Consider the following 20,757-nt stretch of genomic DNA (forward strand, 5'->3'; position numbering starts at 1 on the left):
TAAATATCTATGGCTCAGCTGGTTAAGATAGGGTGTGTTCCGGGGCTAAAACAACCTTTGTTATAACAATCGATGGAACATGAAAAAAGATGGCATCCCAAAAAATTTAAAGGGATATGCCACCTTTTTGGACTTCGTTTCGATTATAGAAGTAAATAAAGGATAACGTATTTTTGGCAGTTTATGTCATTGATCACGGCGGTTTTCACCAAACAGTTTGACTTCCTTGCTGACCTGTTTGATCCGTTCAATGATCCGGCCGGCTTTGACGGTTTCACTGCCGCCGCGATTTGTTGTGGCAAGCTGTTCTTCCAGCTGTTCCAGGCTATAGTTGGATGTGAAAAATACCGGCAGTTTTTCCATCATACGATACTGTAAAATAGAGCCGAGTATCTCATCCCTGAACCAGGCTGATTGCGTTTCCGCGCCGATATCATCCAGAATGAGGACATCAGTTGTTTTGAAATAATTAATTTTCTCATTGATGGAATCGTCTTTGATGGAACTTTTCATCTCGCGGACGAATTCAGGCATATAAATCAGCATGGATGATATATGATAGTCTTTTAAAGCATTCGCCAGCGCACCGAGCAAGTATGTTTTTCCAACACCGAACGGGCCATAAAAGTAAATCCCTTTTTCAGGAAGGCTTTCCCGGGCATTTTCCAGGAAAAGAAGCAACTCACGAATGCCGCTCCCTCTCTGTGTATCGTGATCGATATCATCGATGGTGGCGTTTAGGATATCTTTTGGCACATACAAACTTTGAATCAGCTTTTGCTGATCCCTCTGCTTTTCAGCATCAACACGCTTATGGCATTTTTCATATACCAGGTGGATTTCACCATTCTCCTCCCTCAGTATTGGTGAATAGCCCTGAATCATGTTAATGCAGCCGCCAAGTGATTCACATCTGTCACACTGTTTGGATTGGGTCTTATATTCATAAAGCTTTATCAGGCTTTTATCAATTTCTTTTTGCGTAAGCTGCGGTTGCAATGAAAGGAACTCGCTGATTTCAGGGTCATCCAGGACTTCCTCCCGAACCTTCAAATAATTTTCTTTGAAGTTCTTATTTTGCTGCATCCATTTTTTTAATTCGGATTGTACCGGCTTCATTTATATCATCCTTACAAATGACTGTTCTTCTTTTTGGAATATTTTCGAAGCAATGCTTCCGTTTCTTCCCATTCCTTATCCGAGGTAGATGGCTGCTCTGTTGAACTGGCTGTCCCTTGTTTCATTTTCCGCTCTTTAAACCAATCCGGAACAACTTCCTTTGCTGCAGGCTTCCGGTAATTTTTAGGTTTTGTTTTACGCTGCTGATACTGGGATTTTTGTTTTTTGGCAAACGCCATCGCTTCTCTCGCCGTTTTCAAATTAGCCCGCGACCAGTGACTGGCGATTGTTTCGATATATGCTTTTGATAATTTCATATCGGTTTGCAGCAGGACATAATGGATCAGCACATTCATGACCGGGGATGGCAAACCTTGTGTCGTCATCACGTCACGAATGACTTTTAAATCCTGACCGGATGCCTGACCGCCACTGGACAAATCTTCAAGCAGCTGTTTTGGTGATATCTTTTCCAGCTTTAGGATCAGCTGTTCTTCTTTCGTTGTCGGTTTATATTCCGTCTCAGGTGTCTCGCTTTCATTTTTCTCGGTCAATCTGATATCTGCCTGCTGATGTTTAGCCTGAAACAAATCATGACAGGCTTCCTTAAATTCCTTGGGGTTAAGTGTATTTTCATCAGTCAGCGCCCATAATACTGCTTTTTCCACTTCAAATTCAGCCAGGTCATACAGCGTCAACATTTGGGACATCAACTTTTTGTTTGCTGCAGTCAGCACTTTTTTGACCGGAATCATCCGCGTCTTGAGCATTTGTTCCATCCACGAAAAATCAATTGATGGGATGTTTTCTTCCGTTTTCTGATTTTCCTCCGGCGGTATATCCAGTCCTGTTGTATGCGGCTGAAATGTCTGAAAAACGTCATTAAAGGAAGCGGTAATGTTTGTTCCTTTCTGGGTTGTCTGCAATCGAAAGTGTTCCTGCAGTATTGTAAATTTCGACTGACCGATGTGATGATACAGCAGTTGTGTGAGCATGTCATCAGTAAAAAATTCAGCAGGCGCAAACGGACGCTGAATTTCATATGTATAGGTGTTGTGTTCACTGGATTCATGCTGATAAGTTTTAAGCAAACCGATCCCTTCAAGTTTCAGCCTGGCCCGGTATATCTCATCAAGCGGCATGTTCATATAATTCATCAATGTATGGTGTGTCTGAACGGTGGATCCATCCTGAAAGTCCAGTTCATTGATCAGAGTCTGGTATAATGAGACCGCCTGAATTCCGATGAGCGGCTGATACAAGTGTGTCAGCGATTTTGTGTAGTCGGCCGGCAGACTCCCCTTTAATAAAACACGGTATCCTTCGATTGGTAAAATTTTTCCGATATCACGCATAATGCTATTCCTTTCTTCTTCCTGCTGCACTGAATCACTCATTCGGATTGTTCTTTATCCGACTTGATTAAATCTTTCAGTTCATCCAAAAATACCGATATGTCTTTAAACTGGCGATAAACAGATGCAAATCGGACATAGGCAACTTCATCAATCTCTGAAAGCCGCTCCATGACCATTTCACCTATTTCATTGCTCTCCACTTCGGAAACCCCTGCATGACGCAATTCTTTCTCCACATCAACCGCAATTCCTTCAATTTTTTCGAGTGGAACAGGTCGCTTTTCACACGCTTTGATTAAACCGCGGATGAGCTTTTCACGGCTGTATTCCTGCCGGGTGCCGTCTTTTTTGACAATAACCAATGGCACTTCTTCAATCCGTTCGAATGTTGTGAACCGGAAACCGCACCGTTCACATTCCCTGCGCCTGCGGATAGAACGGCCATCTTCAATCGGACGTGAATCCAATACTCTCGTGCTTTTGTTTTGGCAATTTGAACATCGCATATTTGTCCATCCCCATTCATTATGACTGCCGTATATTCTCAATGAGCGGCAGTTCCTTATCGGCATAAGCATATAACTCTTGAATCACTTTATAACTGTAACCGAAATCAAACGGAAGAACTGACTCGGTTGTAACCGAAAAATCAATCGCTGTTCTATGCGGCCTGACCATAGTGACCGTTGCAACAATGAACGCTTTTTTCCCTTTTACAATCGATGCACTCATTTCCCCGCGGTCTTTGGATACTGCATTAATACGGTATTTGGGATTGTTTTGAAATAGATTTTCCAGCATACTAATGCCTTTTCCGGCTGTTGTCTTATAATAGTGTGTCTTTAGTGAAGGATCCATATGTACATCATTTGTTTCAGCGTGATCACTGAAATACCTTGCAATTGTCTGGCGAAACGACATCCCAAGCACCCCATCCTAAAGAACTCTGTCAATATGTATAAATCCGATCCGTGATAGCCAATGTGTTTCTATTATAACATGATTTTTATTCGTACAGTAAATATATGAAAAAAAGATTGACACATCTTTTTTTAAAATGGTCAATCTTTTTCTCCAGTTTATCATGTGTTATCATCACGACACTTTAACCTGATCTTGGCTGATATAGCTTCCCACATATTCAGCAAGATCAACAACACGTTTGGAATAGCCCCACTCATTATCGTACCAGGCTAATAGTTTGATTTTATTATCCTCCATCACCATTGTTGTGAGCCCATCGATAATAGCGGAATAATCAGTTGTTGTATAATCAATTGAAACAAGCGGCTCATCACTATATTTGATAATGCCGTTCAGCTGATTTTCTGAAGCATCACGGAAGATATTGTTAATCATTTCGGCTGTTACGGATTCCTCTATATCAATGACCAGGTCAACAAGTGATACATTAGGTGTCGGAACCCTCAATGCCAGGCCGTGCAGTTTGCCATCCAAATGCGGCATTACCTCGCCAAGCGCTTTGGCTGCTCCGGTTGACGTTGGGATGATTGACTGCGTGCATCCACGGGCACGCCGCAAGTCCTTATGCGGATTATCAAGGTTCTTTTGGTCGTTTGTAAACGAATGGACTGTGGTCATCAGACCATTGACAATCGTAAAGTTATCATCCAGAACTTTTACAACCGGTGCCAGGCAATTGGTCGTACAGGATGCATTGGAAATAACCTCATCTTCTTCAGGGTCATATGATTGTTCATTGACACCCATGACAATTGTTTTATCTACCTGTTTTCCGGGAGCTGTAATGACAACTTTTTTGGCACCAGCCTGGATATGTCGGCCTGCCTCTTCTTTGGTTTTGAATTTGCCTGTAGCCTCGATCACAATATCAATCCCATGTTCTTTCCACGGAAGTTTTTCGGGTTCGCGTGAACTGACGATGTCGATATGCTTCCCGTCAACTTCAAGGCCATTCTCAAGCGCTTTCACTTTCCCATCAAACCTGCCATGAATACTGTCATACTTAATCAAATGAGCCAGTGTCTCAGGAGGATAACTAGCGTTTATTGCTATTAGATCCAGTTCATTATTTTGGACTGCCTGACGAAAAACCATCCGCCCGATACGACCAAATCCATTAATTGCAATCCGGGTTCTACTCATTTTCCATCCCCCAATTTATGTTATACTTTTTACTCGTTATTCGCAATTAGTATAACATATTTAAAAGAAAATGTGCTAAACTTTACGGAAAAATTGTGTATGATTTTAATCATATTACCTGTGTATCTGTTAAAATAAAATGAAACGTTATACAGTGGGGTGGACTGAGTTGAGAAATACAGACAAAAAACCAAAAATAATGATTTTAGGCGTGTTTCATATGCGGCATACGCCCGATCTGATCAAAGGTAACCAAAATGACATACTAACCCCGGAGCGACAGAGGGAAATCGATAAACTTGTTGCCTATATGAAAGAATTTAACCCAAAAAAACTAGCTTTTGAGGTTGTAAAGGAAAAACATGATGCGTTAAATGACACTTACAAGCGATTTTTAAATGGCAGTCTGGAACCGGAAGTGAATGAAGTCCATCAGATTGGATTCAGGCTCGCATCTGAATTGCAGCATGAAAAAGTATATGCAGTTGACTGGATGGAAGATATAGGAAATATTGGGCTGGGGGATGTCCTTGATTGGGCAGATAAACACCAGCCGGAGACAACCGAAACGATTAACAAATACTATCGGCCCAAAATCGAACAAGCAATAGCCTACAGAAATATTATCGAACGGATCCGTACGATAAACAGTGAGTCATTCATTAAACTGAATCATGAAATGTACATGGCAATTGCCCGCATCGGAATCGGAACGGATTATTATGGTATTGATTGGCTGAGATGGTGGTACCAGCGCAATTTAACCATTTATGCCAATCTGGCCGAAATCACTGCTTCCCCGCTTGACCGTACACTGATGATCGTTGGCAGTGCTCACATTCATTTAATATCACAGTTTTTGAAAGAGAGCGGCTTGTTTGACGTCGTCCCGGCGTATGATTATTTGGTGTGACTTTACAATAAAAGGATCTGCATTCGATAGCATTGCTACAAGCGTATAATGCAGACGCTTATGCGTGCTCGTTCCAGCGTTCATTAGCAACGTTTTTAATTTCTATCGGCTTATTGGGATTTTTATCAGTGTGTTGAGATTTCTATCAGCGGAAACGGACGTTCTATCGGCGGTCATGTTATGTCTATTATTAAAACATTTTTGGTCCTTATTCTTTTATATTTTAACTATTCTCCAATTTTTGAATATTAATTTATTGATATTTTTTGTTAATTATGATATTTTTTAACTGTAACACAATTAAATCGGAAGGGAGATAATAGTATGAAGCATTGCAAAAAATTAATAGTGGCTGTTCTTGGTGGGTTTTTGGTATTAAGTAGTGGAATGACAACGGTTTTGGCCGCTGAAAAAGCGCCATCCGCCATACCTGTAAGTGCAAGTTTAAGCCCTGCCGATCAGACAAAAAGTGGCGTCGGTAACACAGCATCCTTTACTAAGAGATTATCCTGGGGCGGGGGAACAACCAACACTTATAATGTAAGTTCCTATGATGGGATGAAGGTTGGTTTCTCAGATCCAGCAGCAAATTATTACTCTCATAACTACACTGAAACCTATAACAAAGGTTCACTGAGCACAAGAACATGGAATACAAATCTATACGTCTCAAACGGAACAAGTGATACAGCTTATGGCAGTGTAACGCTAAGTGACAGATAATCGATTATATTATTAATCTAAAATACTGCCTTCGTTATATTGCGTAACGGAGGCAGTATTTATTGGGAGTGCAGTTACCATGTTAAAAGCGGAAAATATAACTAAAGCGTTTCACAACAAATCATACGCTATTGAAATTTTAAATGATATAAGCTTCTCTATTTCCAAGGGAGAATGGGTTTCCATCGTAGGACCATCCGGCACCGGAAAATCAACCTTTTTAAATATCATGTCCGGATTATTACAACCCGATTCAGGCAGTGTCTTTTTTGATAAATTAAATATATACAAGATAACAGAAAAGGAAAGAAGTAACTTGCGTAGAAAACATATCGGATTTGTTTTTCAGGACTTCAAGTTACTGCCTTATTATTCAGTATTAGACAATGTTATCATGCCTTTACACTACGAACCCAAACACAAACATAGTGAACTGCAGAAGCGCGCACGAAGGATATTAAAAATGGTTGGTGTGCCGGAATCCCTCTATTCCCGGCTGCCTCAAGGATTATCCGCCGGGGAAAAACAAAGAGCGGCCATCGCAAGAGCCCTAATCGCTGAACCGGATGTATTAATATGTGATGAACCAACCGGCAACCTGGATCGTAAGAACAGGAATCAAATCATTGATTTATTCAGCCAATTAAAAGAACAAGGCAAAACCATTATTCTAGTGACACACGATTTGGAGGCAGCAAACCATGGAGATAAGGTTTATCAATTGATAAACGGAACCCTTTCACCAAATGAGGTGAAACAATGATCCGGCTTGCATTTGAACGCTTGAAACATCGCAAACTCATAACCGTTATTATCCTGATTGCATTTATCAGTATTTTTTCCCTTATCCCTGTCGGATTAGAACAGTCAAAGACGTCAACTGCCACCGTACTGAACTCTATTGAAGAACATGGCCGGGGGAGTTATGATTTGCTCGTACGTCCGCCGGATTCACGGACGCGCATAGAACAGAAAATGGGGATTGTGGAAGAGAATTATATAGGAGATAGTAGCGGCGGCATATCCGTTGACGAATGGAATGACATGAAAGATCATCCGGACATCGATGTTGCAGCGCCAGTTGCATCACTTGGCTATTTCAGAGGACAAACCTTTTCTATCGAGTTCCCTGTTTTGGATGAACCAACGAAATTTACCTATCAGTTTTATACATCAAATGGTTTGACAGACTATCCGTTGGAATCCAAACAGTCAATCATGTATTTCGACAAGGTAAAACCTGGTCAAATCAATTATTTAAAAACAAAGAAAAGCGGCGGGAGCTCGGCAGCAATGATGACGATTATGCCGGAAAATTATAACCTTCTGGTGGCCATCGACCCGGTGAGTGAATCAAAGTTAACGGGGATTGACTTTTCCGATTTGGATAACGAAGCAAAAGGGCCGTTTCTTAATAATATTTTAGAAAGTCACGGAAATCCACCCATTATGAAAGTGTTACAACGAGATGACCTAAACATACCGATATATCTTGATCTGGAAGTTGAACAATTTGCCTTGGATATCGACTACTTTAAAGACCTATTGGCACTACAGGATGATCAATGGTTTATGACGGCTTCCGAAGACAAAAGATCTGAAGCTTTTCAAGAAATAGAACAAATCCCCCCACAACATTCTGAATCACTGAAAGTTGATTTGTCCGACTTTCAGAAGCCGTTTGATGGAACAGCTTTATTATTAAATGAAGATCTTGAACCTGAGCTTACAGACCGATCCATGACAGATCTTGAAACATCTATCTATTATACGTCATCCAAGATCGACTACGAAAACCTGGATAATATTCCAGGTGTCCGAATTGAAACACCCGGAAGTCCGCCTTCTTATAAGGAAATAGAACAAAAAGGTGTTTCGATGATGGAATCATCTCTGGAATCAAAAGAACTTCCATTTATTACCCATCAGACAGGAAGTTTTTCACCTGAAACGAAACAACAAGATGCGTTAGTCTCCAGTCCGTTAGGGATTTATGGTGACATGGAAGCAACGTCAGAAGACGGAACAACATTAACGCCTACGACAGAACCGGGGAGTTTTATCCCCTCTCCCGCCAGCGGCATTACGGACCTGGAAAACGCAGAGATGGTAAAAGGAGAAAAGCCAATCGACGCCATACGAGTAAAAATTGCCGGGATTTCATCTTATAATGAAGCGGCTCAGGATAAAATAGAAAACGTAGCAACTGAGTTATTACAAAAGGGCTATGAGGTAGATGTTGTGGCCGGTTCTTCTTATCAAAATATGGAATTGAATGTTGAAGGTATCGGCAAAGTAACCGAATCCTGGACAACACTTGGAGTCGCGCAAACGTTGACAGATACATGGAATTTTATGAACTTAATAACGACTCTGTTACTCGGCATATTTAGTGTTCTTTGGCTGACTATTAGATTCACGCTTGAAAGTCATTCCTTAGTGCAAGAAAATGAGACACTGTCTATCATTGGATGGAAAAAGAGCAAAATCATGTCGAGAAATCTTATGGAACAATATATCGTTACAACAATTGCATTTCTTGTTTCGCTTATTATTCTTAACGTACTTAAGACAGAACCTAATATGTATTGGACAGCAGGGGCTTTGTGGGGCAGTTCTTTACTCATATCCTTCATAGTGTTGAACAGCAAAGAAAAACCTCATGCCAGAACGGAAAAGTATAAACGACTCGCCTCTTTATTCTATTATAAAAAGTTATTTATAGCCATGATGTTAATCGCTTGTATGTCACTGTTGTTAATAGCGATTCAGACAGCGGCGCTGGGAGATGCTTTTTTCAAATCATCAGAAACAACGCTGGGACAATTTATTAGTGATCAGACCTTTTGGTTTCAACTCATTGTTACAATTCTTGTCGGCTATATGAGTGTTGTTTCGTTCAGTGAAAGTCTCAATACGTTATTCAGGGAAAGAAAGCAGGAGTTTGAGATGTATCATGTGATCGGGTGGACAAAGGGTGAAATACTGAAATACATTTTTAAGGAGGCATTGGTCTGGTTTTTGTTAGCCAGTTTTATCGGTGCTCTAATTGCTGTCATGATTTTGAGCCGATTAGCCATTTCCGGTTTTTGGATTTTAATCGGTTTAAGTATCGCCTTCACAGTGATAGCTGTTATTTTATGCATCATTCTTTATACACAAAGAAAGAAGTTGACATTGTATCAGTAATCCCAAGCTTGACCCATTTTTATAGAGTAATAAAGAATGCCGCTAACCTTTAGTGGCATTTTCTTTTGGCACTTTGACTGTTTGCATCCATTCACTTGATTTTTAAATGATAATCATTTAATATATTAATATGCATATATTCAATATACAAATATTAATAAAAGGAGGACGGCCATGGAGAAATCTCTTTTTATACCTGCCTACCCATCGCCAAACTTGAACATAGAGCAGTCTTTAGGCGTTAATCTCCTGACTAATATTCAACTAACTGATTATTTTTTAAACAGCTCGACCCATACATCTGACTGGTTAAAGGACTTTTCCAGTCAATTACCTGAGCAAGTTATAAACGATTTGCGTTTATTGCGAACCGTGTTTGCTCATGGCGTTATTCTTAGGGGATACTACATCAAATCGCATGATCATTTGAATCAGGACTGGAATGAATTTATTGGCTGGTGGCAGACCATGCCTGAAGAACAGGTGCTGGAACTTCTCATTTACGGAATAAGGGAAACAATGAGTTATTATTATCACTATCTGCCGCGTATGCCCCTGGTGGAGGCAACAATGAAAGATGTCAGCCTGGCAGAAGACAAACTCAAAGATCCCGAAAATCGACACCGGGCCATAAAGGCTGTGTTGGAAAGCTGGTCGGTTGAGGATACAGAGGATTCTCTGGCTTTCTATGATGACTTAGAACTTGTTAAAGACAAAATCATCCAACTGATAGAAGGTTTCTGGACATCCGGTTTCAAAGAGCTTTGGGAAGATGAACATAAACGACTTTGTGAATGGCGGCATCATAACGAAAAAACATTCTCAAAATCATACCGGACAAACGATGAAGCGCTTCTTGAAGTGACGGGCCTTTACCCTGATACAAATGAGATGGATCAGGTTAAACGGGCAAAAAAAATGACATTCATACCTGTTCTTAATTTAGGCAGGCTGCTAACTTTTGAAAATATTAATCAGCACATGTATGTCATGTTTGAACCTTCCACGCATACATCAAAAAAGGAAGTAAACGTATCAGAGCAGCATTATGCCAATATTTTCGCTGCATTTGAAGGGATGGGCGATCGAACACGATTGCAAATCCTTGGGCTTCTGGCAGAAAACAAGGCAATGTTTGCACAGCAAATTGTAAACAAACTGGAAATGAAACAAAGCACGATATCACGTCATTTGAATCAACTACACAAATCAGGACTTGTATCCGTCAGAAAAGAAGGAAACACAAAATATTTTTCAATAGATAAGGACGTGATGAGAGAAGTGATAAACGTTTTAGAGACATTGCTAAAATAAATTATTTAAGGAGGAGAAGAAATTGGCACATTTTAAAATTGAAAAACTCAATACAATCGTGATTCCGGTAAAGAACATGGAAAGATCCATTGATTTCTACAAAAACGTTTTGGGTTTGGCTGAAGATTTTGTGGAAGATGGCATGGCTTATTTTTCTGTTGGGAGTGGTGAGGGCAAGATTACCATCATGTTGCACATCATTGATGAACCTGAACCAGTGGAAAAAGGTGTGACGATCGAACTATTGACTGATGATGTCACAACGGCTGTTGAGTCCGTCAAAAGCGCCGGACGCAAAATCGTTCAGGAACCTGTTGACCGGGAGTGGGGCGTGAAAGAAGCTGTCATAGCTGATCCGGATGGCTACTGGATCTGGATTGTCCAGCCTTTATCACAATAGTGATTTTATAATCGAGGTGAGATTGTCATTGGATATTTCGATCATTAAACCGCAGACAGAACATACTGAAACGATTGCCGCCATTTGTGCGGCGGGCTGGAGACAAACGGTAGAAGGCATACTCAGCAAAGAATATCAGGCGAAAAATATTGATTTTTGGTATAATCTTGAACGTGTTCGCCATGACATTCAAAAAGGTGCTTATACACACGCTGCCTTGATTGATTCAAAGTTTGCCGGTGTGATTGGCGGCGGCATGACTGGATCAAATACTGCTGAGATTTTTATGTTTTATGTGGATGAAACATATCGATATAAGGGAGTCGGCACGCGTCTGCTTGAAGCACTGACACAGGATCATATGAATAATGGTGCTGTGGCGCAATGGGTATCCGTCCAGGAAGGTAATCAGCGTGGTATCCCTTTTTACGAATCACGAGGGTTTGTGTATCAAGAGAGAAGTGTAAGCCCCACCGATACAAGCGAAGAGCAGGTATCGTTACGTTATAAAAGGTCATTACCTGAGACTTGAGAAACCCCATGGAAATAGCTTAGTTCACTGCAACTGAGCTATTTTTTGTATGTTACAGGTAAAAGCTGGTGCTGCCTGAAATTTCTGCTTCTGCGTTAGCTTGCTTATTCCGGCTATTGTTAAGTAAAAATAAAGTCCTTTACTTTTGACAGCATATAGCAGGCTCATCTGCAGCATGTGCAGGCTGAAAGCAAGATGACTGGCAGCTGCCAGCGGACTTCCGGTAGCAAAGTAAAAACTAATCAACGCAAGAAAGAAGAACAACGGCTTTTTGTGCGCACCATCGCTCTGTTTGAAACGCTCGAATAGATACACATACAAGATACCCACGATCAAACAGCCCGCTAAGAACGGGATATTCCACACAAGAAACTGTTCCAAAAATAACGTATCCATCAAAAGTTTCCTCCTGTCACATCATAAACGGAAATGATTTCCTTATTGCCTCCCCCATGTATATGACAAACCTTCACAAATTATTCACAATACTTCCACATAAACGGCATTGAATAACTGTCCATTCCCGGTTATGATGATGTTAAGATTTGTTTGAGTTTGTTACAAACAAACATACATAGACAGGAGGAATGAGCAATTGCTTCCAATTGAGCGGCAGAATAAAATAAAGGAATTGTTAAATAAACACCACAATATGAAAATTTCTGATTTGAGCGAAGAGCTCAACGTTTCCGAAATGACGATTCACCGGGATTTGAAGCCGCTGATTGACGGTGGTACCGTCCTCAAGACGTTCGGCGGGGTATCGATTGCCCAGGAGGCGTACGACTATAAAGCTGCCACGAAAGACTGTGTTTTTTGCAGCCGCACCATAAATGATCGTCTTGCATATCGTCTGATTTTGCCAAATAACCGGACGGAAACAGCATGCTGTGCACATTGTGGGCTTCTCCGCCATCGCCAGCTCGGTGATGACGTGATTCAAGCCATTTGCCCGGACTTTTTTCGTCAGACAACACTCAGTTCGCAGCTGGCCTTTTATGTGATGGATGCGTCCGTTGAAATCGGATGCTGTCACCCGCAAGTGCTGACATTCGAACGAGGCGAGGATGCGGCTAAATTCGTCAAAGGCTTCGGGGGAACCGTTTACCGCTTTGCAGAAGCTATGGAAACCATTTTCCAAAAAATGAACGGCCACAACGGTTGTTCCGGTAGCCATCACTGATATGGCAACTATTGTGGTCGGATCTTCGGATACAGGCGTCACTGGAACACCAATTCCAGAAGGGAAAGTCATTAAATCATATAATGGCACTCAATCAGAAGAAATGCAAAAAATTATTGACGATTGAAAGTAGTCTTGGACTAAAAATGAAAATATGGAGGAATTGAAAATGAAAAGAATAATCTGGACAATTTTAGCCGTGTTCGTCATGACACTGCTGGCCGCATGTGGTAATAGCGGCAGCAGCAATGATACGGAACAGGAATCCGGCAATGAGGAAGAGGAAATTAAAGCACTTGAAGTGGACTTTGAAGTACCGGAAACCGCCGAAGTTGGTGAAACGGTACAGTTGAAGGCAAGCGTGACGTATGGAGACGAAAAAGTGAAAGATGCGGAAGAAATGGAATTTGAGTACTGGGAAAAAGGCAATGAAGATGACAGTACCATGGTTCAATCAACAAATAATGAGGATGGAACATATACCGCTGAAGTCACCTTTGACCATGACGGCGTTTACGAAATGTATGCCCACACAACCGCACGCGGCATGCACACCATGCCTGAAAAATCAATCACGGTTGGTGACGGCGCAAGCGGGGAAGAAGAAAATAGCAGCGGCAGCGAGGGCCACAACCATGGCAATCACCATGCAGAAGGATTCGGTATGCACTTCGACAAGCCCGATTCTATCAAGGCGGAAGAAAAAACTGATCTAACAGTTCATTTGCAGTTGGACGACAATCCGTTTGAAGATGCCGACGTCCGCTATGAAATTTGGAAAGATGGCTCGGAAAACCATGAATACGTGGATGCCGAAGAAACGAAAGCCGGGGAATACTATGCAGGTCACACATTTGCTGAAGCAGGTTCGTATAAAATGATCATTCACGTCGAAAATGATGAAGGTCTGCATGAGCATAAAGAAGTTCAGCTTGAAGTAACTGAATGATCATTGGCAATCCCGTGGAAAAAGGGACTGTAGCATGTACAGCCTCTTTTTTATATTCTTCATCCTTTGCAACAGTGTTAATGGAGATGAATCGTAAAAGAAATTCACTTCAAGCGAACTTTATTTACATAGTAAAGCTATTATAACGCGTTCCACGCATAGCTGTCCCAATTTTATAATACATCCCATTCACGCAGTAACGATTCCAGCTGCTGATAAGAATCATGTTTTGAACCGTTATTATCAATGACCGCATCAGCCAGTTCTGCCTTTTCTTTCATCGGCATCTGAGCGTTAATCCGCTGGTATGCTTCTTTTTCCGAATAGCCGTCACGCTCCATCAGCCGCTCCAGTTGCACGTGTTCATCGACATAGACGACGATCGTTTTATCCACAAAATGTGTCAGTTTGCTTTCAAATAACAACGGGATATCCAGCACAACACATTTTTCACCTGATGCTGCATAGGCATCTCTGCGTTCAAGCATTTTTTCCCTGACAGCGGGGTGAACAATGCCGTTCAGTGTTTTGCGTTTGTCTCCATCTTCAAAAACGATGGCACCTAATTTTTTCCGGTCGATTGTCTTATCTTCCCTTAAAATCGTCTCACCGAATGTATCGATAATCTGTCCATAAGCTTTTTCGCCGGGTATAACAACTTCACGTGATATTTTATCTGCATCAATCACAGGGATATTGAAATCATCAAACATTAACGAAACGGTGCTTTTGCCGCTTGCGATACTGCCGGTCAGTCCTAAAACGCGCGTCATTGGCTATCCTCATTTCATTATTTCATTTTTTGACATGATACGCAGACATGTGTCCCACGCCCGCCGATTTTAATTTTAGTGATTGGCTTTCCGCATTCTTTACATGGTTCGTTCTCCTGTCCGTAAACGAACAGCTCCTGCTGAAACATGCCCATGTCACCCTGTGAATTAACATACGAACGGATGGTGGTGCCTCCCTGGGCCACCGCCTCCTTTAGTGTGGCAATAGCTGCTTCCCAGATGGCTTTCACTTCACTTTTCTTTAGTTTGTTTGCTTTCCTCAATGGATGGATTTTTGCTTTAAATAACGTTTCATCAACATAAATATTCCCCAGCCCGGCGACAACTGTCTGGTCAAGCAGCACCGATTTGATCACCCGGTCGGTTTTCTTCAGCTTTTGGTAAAAATAATCAACTGTGAACGTCTCGTCAAATGGGTCCGGGCCTAATTGATTTAGCGGTTTATGATTCAATTCATCACCTTTGTTAAACACGTGCATTGTACCGAATTTTCGTACATCATTATAATGGAGTTCCTCCCCGTCGCTAAACTTAAAAATAACGTGTGTATGCTTTTTAACCGGCTCTCCTGATGGATGGACACTGTACTTGCCTTCCATCCGCAAATGAGAAACTATTACAGTGTCATCCAATTCAAATAACAGGAATTTGCCGTTTCGGTGAATATCCAGTATTGTCTGATTCGTTAAAAGCTGCTTAAACTGTTCAATATCGTCCGGCCGTTTGATGATCTTTGGCCAAAATACAGAAACATCCGTTATGGTTTTATCGATTACAAATCGTTTGAGTGTGTTTTTTATCGTTTCCACTTCCGGCAATTCCGGCATATGATCTTCCCCTTATTTTGCGTCAAACCAGCTGTCACCGTATTCATAATCAACTTTCAATGGGACATTTAACTCTACGGTGTTTTCCATGACAGCCGGCACGATTTCTTTTAATTGTTCAATCTCTTCTTTTGGTGCTTCGAGAATCAGCTCGTCATGCACCTGTAAGAGCATGCGCGATCTAAGGTTTTCATCCTTTAATTTTTCATGCAGATCAATCATTGCCTTTTTGATAATATCGGCAGCACTGCCCTGAATCGGCGTATTCATCGCGGTCCGTTCGGCAAAAGAACGCCGGTTGAAATTCCTGCTTGTAATCTCCGGCAAATAACGTCTGCGTTTCATGATCGTCGTTACATAGCCCTGATGCTTGGCTTCCTGAACGATATTATCCATATAGGCTTTCACATCAGGATAGCTTTCAAAGTAGCGGTCAATGAACTGTCCGGCTTCCTTCCGTGTGATGCCAAGACTCTGTGAAAGTCCATAATCACTGATGCCATAAACAATCCCGAAGTTGACCGCTTTTGCCTGGCGGCGCATGTTAGGTGTAACATCTTCCCGGTCAACATGGAACACATCCATCGCTGTCTGCGTATGAATGTCCAAATCGTTCGTGAATGCTTCAACCAATTTTTCGTCATTTGCGATATGGGCCAAAACACGCAGTTCAATTTGGGAATAGTCAGCCGCAAACATCATCCAATCCTGTTTGGATGGAACGAAAAACTGGCGAATTTTGCGCCCTTCTTCAAGCCGGATCGGGATATTCTGCAAATTCGGATCAACCGAACTCAAACGGCCGGTCTGTGTCAAGGCCTGATTAAAGCGTGTATGGATTTTATGGGTATTCTTGTCCACGACTTTCAAGAGACCTGCAATATAGGTTGACTGCAGTTTGCCAAGCTGTCTGTACAGTAGCAGTTTCGGGATAATCTCATGTTCATTTTGCAGCTGTTCCAACACATCCGCTGCTGTGGAGTAGCCGGTCTTTGTTTTTTTAATAACCGGCAGACCCAGCTTTTCAAATAAAATCGGGCCAAGCTGTTTTGGTGAGTTTAAATTGAATTCCTCGCCGGCCAGTTCGTATATTTCCTGTTCAAGATCGCTCAGGCGCTGCTTTAGATTGTCACCCATTTCCTTGATTCGATCCGTGTCAACCAGCACACCTGTATGTTCCATTTCACCTAAAATGAGTGCGAGCGGCATTTCCAGTTCTTTGAGCAGTTCATATTGTTCATTCGTTTTCAGCTGTTCTTTCATGCGGTCTTTTATCTTAAAAAGGACATTTGCTTTTCGGACCACATGTTCACTGAGGACGTCCTGTCCAGGTACCTTCATTTTGGCCCCTTTACCGTAGACTTCTTCATCAAATAACACATCGGCTTCACCCATCCGGTTTGCTATGGCAGGAATGTCATGATTATTTTCCGCCGGATTAAGTAGATAAGAAGTCAGCAGCATATCAAACGTAATCCCTTTTATATGAATGCCCTGATTAAACAAGGCCACAAGAGTCTTCTTGGCATCAAAAACCACTTTTGATTTACTGCTGTCTTCCGCCCATTTTTTAAAAGCTTCTGAGTCAATGGCTATTTTTGTCGGAAGAAAGTAAGCATTGGACTTATTCACCACACCGATGCCTTCAATCTTGCCATAGTGATAATTTTCCTCAAGCATTTCGAGCACCAGTGCCGTTTCATCTCCGAGCATTTCTTCAGTGATCTCTTCGACGATTGTATAGTCAAGCTCACTGAGTTCAGTACTTTCCTCACCATCTCCAGCCCTGCCATCAATCCGGCTTAAGAGCGACTGAAATCCCAAATCTTTAAAAATCGCACTGACTTCCGAATGGGGATAGCCTTGATATGTCGTATCTGTCAGTGACACATCAATCGGAGAATCGCGATCGATAATTACAAGATTCTTGCTCATGAAGGCATCATCTTTATGATTTTCCAGCTTTTCTTTTAGTTTTTTGCCGCTGACATCATCAAGATGTTCGTACACATTATCAACCGTTTCAAATTGTTTCAGCAGTTTAGTTGCTGTTTTTTCACCAACTCCCGGAACACCTGGAATGTTATCTGAACTGTCACCCATCAATGCCTTTAAATCAATAATCTGCTCTGGGGCTATAGACATCTTCTCCTTCATGAATTCCGGCGTGTACGCTTCAATATCACTGATCCCCTTTTTGGTCAAGTTCACCGTTACCTTGTCCGATACAAGCTGCAGCAAGTCCTTGTCGCCGGAAATGACCGTCACATCCCAATTTTTTTCCTGAGCTTGCTTTGAAAGCGTGCCGATGATGTCATCCGCTTCATATAAATCAAGCTGATAATAAGAGATATGGAATGCGTCAAGCACTTCTTTCAAAAGCGGAATTTGCTCGGACAATTCGGGCGGTGTCTTTTGCCGTCCGCCTTTATATTCTTTATAGGTTTCATGACGGAAAGTCGTTTTTCCGGCATCAAAAGCTACGAGCATGTGTGTTGGTTTTTCGTCCTCAAGTATTTTCAGAAGCATACTCGTAAAACCATACACAGCATTCGTATAAACACCTTTATCATTATTCAATAGTGGCAATGCAAAAAAAGCACGGTATATCACACTGTTTCCGTCAATCAATACAAGCTTATCACTCATCAACGTGTTCCTCCGATCATGCCGTTATCCCGCATCTAATGGTCAGTAACCCGCCAAAATACGGCGGCTAACTGACCTTAAATGCCCGATTCTGTTCAACTAACATTCAGTGTGGAAAACGCGCCCCACTGAATGAAGTTTCACTTTATCATGTTTAACCCTATTCTATCACAGTATATCAAAAAGCACCCTCGATTAAGAGGATGCCGCTTCATTTTTTGGTAAATAGACATGAAAAACTGACCCTTGATCCGGTTCACTTTCGACCAATATTTTACCATCATGCACTTCGACAATATGTTTAACAATGGCGAGACCCAGTCCCGTTCCGCCGGTATTCCTGCTTCGCGCTTTATCCACCCGATAAAAACGCTCGAATATTCTTGGAACAGCTTTACGCGGGATGCCAATGCCGTTATCAGAAACGTGAATATGAATCGATTCGCCTTCATCTGCTGCTGTCAAATCCACTGTCCCATTTTCTGATGTATAACTGATGGCATTGGTTAATAAATTGATGATAACCTGTTTAATTCCTTCACCATCAGCTTGCAGTGTTATATTATCCTTGGCATCAGTCGTCAACGTGATCCCCTTTTGTTTAGCCTGCTGCTCAATAACCGGTAAAATTTCATCAATCAGCTGATTTATATCGACGGTTGTTCTGGTTATTTTGAATTCATCTTTTTCAAGCTTGGATAACGTCAGTAAATCTTCAATCAGTCCCTGGAGACGGGTGCTCTCATCATAAATGATCGTCAGAAAACGGTCCAATGAATCTTTATCATCTTTTGCTCCACTTAGCAGCGTCTCAGCAAAACCGGTAATCGATGTAATGGGTGTTTTCAGCTCATGTGAAACATTTGCCACAAAATCCTTCCGCATTAATTCGAGCTTTTTCAAATGCGTGATATCGTACAGCAAAAGAACTGCACCTTTCAGCATACCGCGCTCATTAAAAATGGGCGCACCGACAATTTCAATGTATTTGGGATCGACATCCGCCGTATGTGTGAAGGTGTGTTTGATATTTGTCTCATACAGAAACGTTTGCTGGACAGTCTCATGAATGGTTTCTTCTGCCAAAACATCGTAATATAAATAGCCTTGGTAATTGTGAGATTTTCCTCCAAACATCGATATAAATTTACGATTAATTAAATGGATATATCCTTTTTCATCAATCAGCACCAAACCGCTTTCTGTATTATCAATGACCGTTGAAAGCTGCTCCTCATGCACCTGCTCCTGTATTTGAAATTCACTCAAATTTCGTGCCAGAACATTTAGCTTGTTATTCAGTTCACCAATACTGCCTTGCTCTGAATGATGAATTCTTGTACGGTAATTGCCTTTCACAAGTTCATCAACTGTCTGCGTTGTCTTTTTAATCGGTTTCATATATTTATCATACACATGCAGCATCATCACAAGCATCATCACATATTCTACCACCAAAATGGCTATGAGAATGATGTATTCCGATGTCAATTGGCTTAAGGCGAGTCCCGTCAAGACTACCAGAATGAACAGACCTGCATGGTAGGCTAATAACGGTTTCTTGAATAAAGGCAGCATTATTTCGGATCCTCCATTTTATAACCAAGCCCACGTACCGTTTTAATATAAACGGGTTTTTTCGTGTTTGGCTCAATCTTTTCACGCAAATGACTGACATGGACATCCACGATACGTGTATCCCCGACAAAATCGTAATTCCACACGGCACTCAGAAGCTGGTCCCGTGACAAAACTTTTCCTTTATGGGTAGAAAAATAATATAATAGCTCAAACTCTTTTCTCGTGAATGTCAGCGGTTCACCTTTTAACTCAGCTTCATAGCGATCAGGATAGATGGTAAGATCACCAATTTTGTTTGAACTGGCTGTATTCGACTCTTGTGTCTTTTCCGAACGCCTTAAAATCGCTTTAATACGAGCAATGACTTCTTTTGGACTGAATGGTTTCGTCAAATAGTCATCTGCCCCAAGTTCCAGTCCCAATATCTTATCAAATTCCTCATCTTTTGCTGTTAGCATCAGGATGGGCGTGTCATTTTTGTTAGTCCGGAGATGTTTGCAGACTTCGAGGCCGTCCATTTCGGGCAGCATGAGATCAAGGATTATCAGGTCAAAATCAGCTGATTCAGCCTTTTCAATAGCTTCCTTTCCATCATACGCGACATCCGTTTCAAAACCAGCCTGTTCTACGTTAAATTTAAGCAGTGTTACAATTGATGCTTCATCATCAACAATTAAAATGCGTTTCCCCATCTGCAGCCCTCATTTCTATGACAATACATTCTACCTTTATCTTACAATGAATGAGGATTAAAGTGAACAGTTAAAGATGTAAAGATAAATTTACAAAAGCACGGATGAAACTTATATCTTTTACCGATTGATTTGATGGATAAACGTTCTGATTGGTTGATATACACGGTGTTTGGTTAATATATTTTTTATTTGGTTGATTTACCGGTGATTTGGTTGATATATTTCTTATCCGGTTGATATCACGGATATTTGGTTGATATATTTTTTATTCGGTTGATATCAGGGATATTTGGGTTGATATGGCAATATAGCAAACTGCCAACAACTGCTAAAAGAAATTCTCATGATTGTCCTGCAAGCGATTCAGGTTCATACACCGGACAGGCATTTAGTTTCCCTCGTAA

The 20,757-nt window shown here is 41.4% G+C and carries 20 protein-coding genes; 9 read left to right on the forward strand and 11 right to left on the reverse strand.

From position 1 onward, the window contains the following. Positions 1-186 precede the first annotated feature (186 nt). The 5 genes from dnaI to VK080_RS12250 all read right to left on the reverse strand — a co-directional run bounded on the left by dnaI (position 187) and on the right by VK080_RS12250 (position 4,604). Positions 187-1,119 carry a primosomal protein DnaI gene (gene dnaI / locus VK080_RS12230; protein WP_324225047.1) on the reverse strand — a complete coding sequence of 311 codons (933 nt, stop codon included), beginning with the start codon at positions 1,117-1,119 and terminating at the stop codon, positions 187-189. A gap of 11 nt (positions 1,120-1,130) precedes the next feature. Then, on the reverse strand, positions 1,131-2,516 hold the full coding sequence (locus VK080_RS12235) for a replication initiation and membrane attachment family protein (protein WP_324225048.1): 1,386 nt from the start codon (positions 2,514-2,516) through the stop codon (positions 1,131-1,133). Further along, entirely contained in the window at positions 2,513-2,983 is a 471-nt protein-coding gene (gene nrdR, locus VK080_RS12240; protein WP_324225049.1) for a transcriptional regulator NrdR, read from the reverse strand. Before nrdR ends, VK080_RS12235 begins: the two co-directional genes overlap by 4 nt. Positions 2,984-3,002: 19 nt before the next feature. Continuing rightward, positions 3,003-3,398: a cytosolic protein gene (locus VK080_RS12245; protein WP_324225050.1), complete on the reverse strand. Its 396-nt coding sequence runs from the start codon at positions 3,396-3,398 to the stop codon at positions 3,003-3,005. A 174-nt stretch (positions 3,399-3,572) separates the two neighbouring features. Beyond that, positions 3,573-4,604, reverse strand: coding sequence for a glyceraldehyde-3-phosphate dehydrogenase (locus VK080_RS12250; protein WP_324225051.1), 1,032 nt, complete (start codon positions 4,602-4,604; stop codon positions 3,573-3,575). 169 nt (positions 4,605-4,773) lie between these two features. On the opposite strand from VK080_RS12250, the gene VK080_RS12255 reads away from it, so the two are divergent. From VK080_RS12255 to VK080_RS12285, 7 genes are all read left to right on the forward strand, one after another. Further along, positions 4,774-5,517 (forward strand): DUF5694 domain-containing protein, encoded by a 744-nt coding sequence (locus tag VK080_RS12255; RefSeq protein WP_324225052.1) that lies wholly within the window; start codon positions 4,774-4,776, stop codon positions 5,515-5,517. 324 nt (positions 5,518-5,841) lie between these two features. Further along, the gene (locus VK080_RS12260) at positions 5,842-6,240 is read left to right on the forward strand and encodes a hypothetical protein (protein ID WP_324225053.1); all 399 of its coding nucleotides are present in this window, start codon (positions 5,842-5,844) and stop codon (positions 6,238-6,240) included. Positions 6,241-6,319: 79 nt separating this feature from the next. Continuing rightward, positions 6,320-7,003: an ABC transporter ATP-binding protein gene (locus VK080_RS12265; RefSeq protein WP_324225054.1), complete on the forward strand. Its 684-nt coding sequence runs from the start codon at positions 6,320-6,322 to the stop codon at positions 7,001-7,003. Then, the gene (locus VK080_RS12270) at positions 7,000-9,429 is read left to right on the forward strand and encodes an ABC transporter permease (RefSeq protein WP_324225055.1); all 2,430 of its coding nucleotides are present in this window, start codon (positions 7,000-7,002) and stop codon (positions 9,427-9,429) included. Before VK080_RS12265 ends, VK080_RS12270 begins: the two co-directional genes overlap by 4 nt. Positions 9,430-9,603: 174 nt before the next feature. Continuing rightward, on the forward strand, positions 9,604-10,743 hold the full coding sequence (locus tag VK080_RS12275; protein WP_324225056.1) for a metalloregulator ArsR/SmtB family transcription factor: 1,140 nt from the start codon (positions 9,604-9,606) through the stop codon (positions 10,741-10,743). Positions 10,744-10,765: 22 nt separating this feature from the next. Further along, complete coding sequence (locus tag VK080_RS12280) at positions 10,766-11,143, forward strand: VOC family protein (RefSeq protein ID WP_324225057.1); 378 nt, start codon at positions 10,766-10,768, stop codon at positions 11,141-11,143. 28 nt (positions 11,144-11,171) lie between these two features. After that, on the forward strand, positions 11,172-11,675 hold the full coding sequence (locus tag VK080_RS12285) for a GNAT family N-acetyltransferase (protein ID WP_324225058.1): 504 nt from the start codon (positions 11,172-11,174) through the stop codon (positions 11,673-11,675). 24 nt (positions 11,676-11,699) lie between these two features. On the opposite strand, the gene VK080_RS12290 is transcribed toward VK080_RS12285, so the two are convergent. Next, a complete protein-coding gene (locus tag VK080_RS12290) occupies positions 11,700-12,071 on the reverse strand; it encodes a cytochrome c oxidase assembly protein (protein WP_324225059.1) in 372 nt (123 codons plus the stop codon). A 199-nt stretch (positions 12,072-12,270) separates the two neighbouring features. On the opposite strand from VK080_RS12290, the gene VK080_RS12295 reads away from it, so the two are divergent. Beyond that, on the forward strand, positions 12,271-12,858 hold the full coding sequence (locus VK080_RS12295; protein ID WP_324225060.1) for a DeoR family transcriptional regulator: 588 nt from the start codon (positions 12,271-12,273) through the stop codon (positions 12,856-12,858). A 169-nt stretch (positions 12,859-13,027) separates the two neighbouring features. Next, complete coding sequence (locus tag VK080_RS12300) at positions 13,028-13,807, forward strand: FixH family protein (protein ID WP_324225061.1); 780 nt, start codon at positions 13,028-13,030, stop codon at positions 13,805-13,807. A 173-nt stretch (positions 13,808-13,980) separates the two neighbouring features. Here the strand turns inward: VK080_RS12300 and coaE are convergent, their stop codons facing one another. From coaE to VK080_RS12325, 5 genes are all read right to left on the reverse strand, one after another. Beyond that, on the reverse strand, positions 13,981-14,580 hold the full coding sequence (gene coaE / locus VK080_RS12305; RefSeq protein WP_324225062.1) for a dephospho-CoA kinase: 600 nt from the start codon (positions 14,578-14,580) through the stop codon (positions 13,981-13,983). A gap of 17 nt (positions 14,581-14,597) precedes the next feature. Continuing rightward, positions 14,598-15,428 (reverse strand): DNA-formamidopyrimidine glycosylase, encoded by an 831-nt coding sequence (mutM, locus tag VK080_RS12310; protein WP_324225063.1) that lies wholly within the window; start codon positions 15,426-15,428, stop codon positions 14,598-14,600. Between the two features lie 12 nt (positions 15,429-15,440). Then, on the reverse strand, positions 15,441-18,077 hold the full coding sequence (gene polA / locus VK080_RS12315; protein WP_324225064.1) for a DNA polymerase I: 2,637 nt from the start codon (positions 18,075-18,077) through the stop codon (positions 15,441-15,443). Between the two features lie 195 nt (positions 18,078-18,272). Then, positions 18,273-19,655 (reverse strand): two-component system histidine kinase PnpS, encoded by a 1,383-nt coding sequence (gene pnpS, locus VK080_RS12320; protein WP_324225065.1) that lies wholly within the window; start codon positions 19,653-19,655, stop codon positions 18,273-18,275. Next, a complete protein-coding gene (locus VK080_RS12325) occupies positions 19,655-20,350 on the reverse strand; it encodes a response regulator transcription factor (RefSeq protein WP_324225066.1) in 696 nt (231 codons plus the stop codon). The genes pnpS and VK080_RS12325 overlap by 1 nt, the downstream gene beginning before the upstream one ends. Positions 20,351-20,757: the final 407 nt, after the last annotated feature.

This window comes from Lentibacillus sp., assembly GCF_035301925.1.
Lineage (GTDB): Bacteria > Bacillota > Bacilli > Bacillales > Amphibacillaceae > Lentibacillus.